Here is a 3786-nt window from a genome sequence, read left to right as displayed (position 1 = left end):
TCTACAATTCAAAACGCAGACATGGTTCCAATGGTCAGCGTTCTCCATTAGATTATGAAAAGGCCCATCAAAAGATGGTTAGGTGTGTCTAGAATTTTGGTGGCTATTCAGCTCTGGTATTTTCGAAAAGCTAATAGAGGACTGCATGAGATTCTAAATATGAATATCCCTGCAGATGGGGATAATCTAAGATTTTATTATGGTGTTTATATTGAAGCTATTTTTTCAGCTATAGATCTAATGAGAGAGAGGAATTATACTTCACATAAAAATATAGATGATCTTCTAAGACCAAAATCATATCAGTATTTTAGAGAGTTAAGAAACTCTATCGTGCATAGGGGATATGACTTAGCAAGAGAAGGAACTGTATTAAATGATCAAGTTTACCTAAGAACACCGACAGATGTTTATGACAAATATGGAAACTTCGTCTCTCCCCCAGAGGAAACATTATTAATCCATTTTTTATTAATAGTTGATGGCAAAATAAGAGATTTTATATTTGATGCTACAATTAGATTTTTATCTGATGAACTAACCGAAGATGAAAAAAATGAAAATTTTGAACATTTAAAAGAAACTATCCTTAATTATCCTCATATGGAGGATATCTATAAAAAATTATTTTTTGATAATATTCAAACAATAAAAGATGCTATAAATAATCATCAACAATCAGATCAGACAAAAATTTTAAACTATGAAAAAGTTATAAAATTTAATGGCTTCTTTAAATGAAATTATTTTCGAGACCTAACAAAATACAAACCAAATAAAATTATTATTTTAAATCAAATGCTTAAAAAAACCCAATCACACCCGATTAGATTTACTTTTTATTTATTAATTTAAGCTTTAAAAAAATTAAATTATACAGATCAGCCAACTTGCGCTAAAAACTTATCTATCGCCTGCTGCGCAATCTCCGCATCCTGAAAAGACTTTACCCCAGAAACCCCCATTGCCCCAACCAGTTGCCCTTGGTACAGAATCGGCTCACCACCTTCCAACATGCCCGAGAACGTTTCCATTGTCAGAAAGCCCATTTGACCGCCTTTAATAATATCTTCAAACAGCTTGGATGGACGACGACTCATTGCCGAGCATTTGGCTTTTTCAAAACACAGATTGGCTGTCATCGGTGAAGCACCATCCATACGCTTCATCGCTAATAAAGTTCCAGTTTCATCAACCACGGCGATACTGACATTAAAATTGTTCTGAATCGCATATTCATAAGCTGTATTCAATAAAAATTCAGCATCACTTAAAGTCAAATAATGTTTGGTTTGCATGAATAAATATCCCTAATTTTAGAATTTAATCTCCCCTAACCCCTCTTTAAAAAAGAGGGGAACTCCAATATAAAAATTCTTAAAATTCAATCCTTTATCAAAGGAGGGTTAGGGAGGATTTAAAAACTTAAGCTTTCATTTCAGCAAATGTTTCTTTTGCAGCTTGAATGGTAAATTCAATATCTTCATCACTGTGTGCAGCAGAGATAAAACCTGCTTCGAATGCAGAAGGTGCAAGGTTTACACCACGTTTCAACATGCCGTGGAAGAATTTACGGAAAGCATCAACATCACATTTCAGCATGGAATCGAAACTGGTGATGTCTTCCTGATCTGTGAAGTACAGACCGAACATACCGCCCACTTGTTGAGTCTTGAATGGAATGCCTGCTTCATCGGCAGCCGCTTGTAAACCGGCAAGTAATTTTTCGAGTTGCGCGGTTAATTTTTCATAAAAACCTTCAGCCCGAAGATGCTTGAACATCTCAATACCTGCACGCATCGCCAGCGGATTCCCTGACAATGTACCCGCTTGATAGACCTTACCTAAAGGTGCAATGCATTCCATCACTTCATGTTTACCACCAAACGCACCGACTGGCAGACCTGCACCAATAATTTTACCCAAAGTGGTTAAATCAGGTGTTACGCCATAATGTGCCTGCGCACCCCCCAAACCGACACGGAAACCGGTCATCACTTCATCAATGATGAATACTGAACCGTGTTCGTCACATACATCACGAATCGCTTGCAGGAAGCCATCAATCGGTTTCACCAAGTTCATGTTGCCAGCTACCGGTTCAACAATCACCCCTGCAATTTCAGAACCGAATTTAGCAAAGCATTCTTTCAGGGTGGCAATGTCATTGTACGGCAAGGTTAAAGTATGTTTGGCAAAGTCGGCAGGAACACCAGCAGAAGTCGCTTCACCCTCACCACTGGTTAATAAACCTGAACCGGCTTTAACCAGAAGCGAGTCTGAATGACCATGATAACAGCCTTCAAATTTTACAATCTTGTCACGACCCGTATAACCACGTGCCAAACGGATTGCGGTCATGGTCGCTTCAGTCCCTGAGTTGGTCATACGCACCAACTCAATAGACGGCATGATCTCACAAATAATGTCCGCCAAAGTGGTTTCATGAACCGTTGGCGCACCAAAGCTTAATCCATCCACAGCAGCATCTTGCACGGCTTGAATAATGTCAGGATGGGCATGACCCAGAATCATCGGTCCCCATGAACCCACATAGTCCACATAGCGTTTGCCATCCACATCATACAGATAGGCACCTTGGGCTTTTTCAATAAATACCGGTGTGCCGCCTACGCCATTAAAGGCACGTACCGGTGAATTCACACCGCCTGGAATATGTTTGCTGGCTTGTTTGAACAGTTGTTCTTGCTTTGGAGATAAGCTCATAGAGACACTCAACTAAAAATTAAATCAATAAGCAATAAGGTTTTATGCTAAGGCTGTAGTTTTAAACAATGCAGACCACTCGTCTAAACGCTCTGGAATCGCGTGCATCGGACGACCTAATATATCACTGATTACCGCACAATAATCTGCACCACATTCAATCACCTGTTGGGAATTTTCAACAGTTAAGCCACCAATGGCACAGATCGGCACATTCAGTTTTTCTTTGGCCAGTTTTAAGGTGTCCAGACCAATATTACCTGCTTCAGGCTTAGACTCGGTCGCATAGATAGCTCCAAAAGCCACATAGTTTGCACCATCGGCAATTGCCTGTTCTGCCAATTCCAGTGAATTGTTGCAGCTGCGACCAATCAGCACACCTTGCGGCAAACGCGCAACCGCTTCCTGAATCGAGCCATCATCCTGTCCCAGATGCACACCTACGCCGTATTTAACCGCAGTTTCAAGGTCGTCATTAATCACGAAAGGCACGCGATATTCAGCACACATGGCTTTCATGTATTCAATTTCATAAATTTGGTCTTGTTTGGCGATTTTTTTACGACGGTATTGCAATACTGAAATACCGCCATTGGCCATTGCCCCTTCAAGCTTAGCCAATAAAAGTTCTAAAGGATCGTCATTGGTAATCAGATATAAACCGCGCATAACATACTGCCAAAATGAAAACTGCCCTATTATAGGCATATCAGGGACAAGATTCAGCGGAACTGGCTTAATTCCTTATAATTATTCTACATAAATATGCAAAAAATCAGAAAACCCAGCCCCCAACAACTGTAATTTAAATATTGTGAAAAAATACCTATTTTCAGGGATGGATCATCTGGATATTAAACGGTTTAATAAATCACAGAATAACAATAAATAATAAAGACACTATAATAATAAAACTTGCAGCTCTGATCAGACTTTCTAATTCTTTGTGGCTTTGTTGCATAAAGGTTTGAAAGGCTGAGCTCCCCTAAGTGATCTAAATTTAAGTGACAACTTGGGTATGAGGGCGCCCTAATTCTGTGAATTTATTCAATACCGCTG

The 3786-nt window shown here is 39.5% G+C and carries 4 protein-coding genes; 1 reads left to right on the top strand and 3 read right to left on the bottom strand.

The genetic code is table 11. From position 1 onward, the window contains the following. Positions 1–159: 159 nt before the first annotated feature. Positions 160–741 (top strand): hypothetical protein, encoded by a 582-nt coding sequence (locus tag ACPUEY_RS13965; RefSeq protein ID WP_425122448.1) that lies wholly within the window; start codon positions 160–162, stop codon positions 739–741. 140 nt (positions 742–881) lie between these two features. On the opposite strand, the gene ACPUEY_RS13960 is transcribed toward ACPUEY_RS13965, so the two are convergent. The 3 genes from ACPUEY_RS13960 to thiE form a co-directional block, all read right to left on the bottom strand. Further along, positions 882–1298, bottom strand: coding sequence for a GlcG/HbpS family heme-binding protein (locus ACPUEY_RS13960; protein ID WP_425122447.1), 417 nt, complete (start codon positions 1296–1298; stop codon positions 882–884). A 127-nt stretch (positions 1299–1425) separates the two neighbouring features. Beyond that, a complete protein-coding gene (hemL, locus tag ACPUEY_RS13955; RefSeq protein ID WP_092818417.1) occupies positions 1426–2727 on the bottom strand; it encodes a glutamate-1-semialdehyde 2,1-aminomutase in 1302 nt (433 codons plus the stop codon). 42 nt (positions 2728–2769) lie between these two features. After that, positions 2770–3396, bottom strand: a complete 627-nt coding sequence (gene thiE, locus ACPUEY_RS13950; protein ID WP_425122446.1) for a thiamine phosphate synthase — start codon at positions 3394–3396, stop codon at positions 2770–2772. Between the last annotated feature and the right edge of the window lie 390 nt (positions 3397–3786).

The sequence above is a fragment of the Acinetobacter sp. G11 genome (assembly GCF_049808495.1).
Lineage (GTDB): Bacteria > Pseudomonadota > Gammaproteobacteria > Pseudomonadales > Moraxellaceae > Acinetobacter > Acinetobacter kookii.
Note: the sequence above shows the minus strand (reverse complement) of the source record. Positions and strands in the feature narration are given on the sequence as shown.

Bases quoted from the DNA above. Each gene is read 5' to 3' on its own strand.
- ACPUEY_RS13965 (WP_425122448.1), top strand. From the start codon at position 160: ATGAATATCCCTGCAGATGGGGATAATCTAAGATTTTATTATGGTGTT.
- ACPUEY_RS13960 (WP_425122447.1), bottom strand. From the start codon at position 1,298: ATGCAAACCAAACATTATTTGACTTTAAGTGATGCTGAATTTTTATTG.
- hemL (WP_092818417.1), bottom strand. From the start codon at position 2,727: ATGAGCTTATCTCCAAAGCAAGAACAACTGTTCAAACAAGCCAGCAAA.
- thiE (WP_425122446.1), bottom strand. From the start codon at position 3,396: ATGCGCGGTTTATATCTGATTACCAATGACGATCCTTTAGAACTTTTA.